The sequence below is a fragment of the Petrotoga sp. SL27 genome, assembly GCF_002924605.1.
Classification (GTDB): domain Bacteria; phylum Thermotogota; class Thermotogae; order Petrotogales; family Petrotogaceae; genus Petrotoga; species Petrotoga sibirica.
The window spans coordinates 1-422 of record NZ_JAIP01000020.1; the positions used below are offsets into that span (position 1 = coordinate 1).

Sequence of the window (422 nt, forward strand, 5' to 3'; positions counted from 1 at the left end):
GTCTATGACAACTTGGTAGCATACGATGGTGAAAGTTTGAGTAAGTTTGTTCCTATGCTCTCAACGGTTGTCCCAACAGTTGAAAACGGTTATTTGAGAGATGGTGGAACGACATATGTTTTCCCAATAAGAGAAGGTGTGAAATTCCACAACGGTAACGATTTAACACCTGAAGATGTCGAATACACGTTCGAAAGAGCACTATTATATAACCCACCTGGAGGACCAATATGGATGTTCTTGGATCCCATGTTTGGTGTTTTCAGTATTAGAACCTTGGTAGAAGATTACGTAGGTGCTTCATGGGCTACTATATTTGATGGTGAGATGAATCCTACATCTCCTGAATACGAAGAGGCTTTAGTTAATTTCTATCATGATGTAATAGATCCTGCAGTAGAAGTTCAAGGCAACGAAGTACA

General features: G+C 39.8%; 1 protein-coding gene. It reads left to right on the forward strand.

What is annotated here, in order from left to right; all coding sequences use genetic code 11:
• Positions 1–422, forward strand: a 422-nt coding sequence (locus AD60_RS07860; protein WP_233186865.1) for an ABC transporter substrate-binding protein, incomplete at both ends; no start/stop codon positions are given.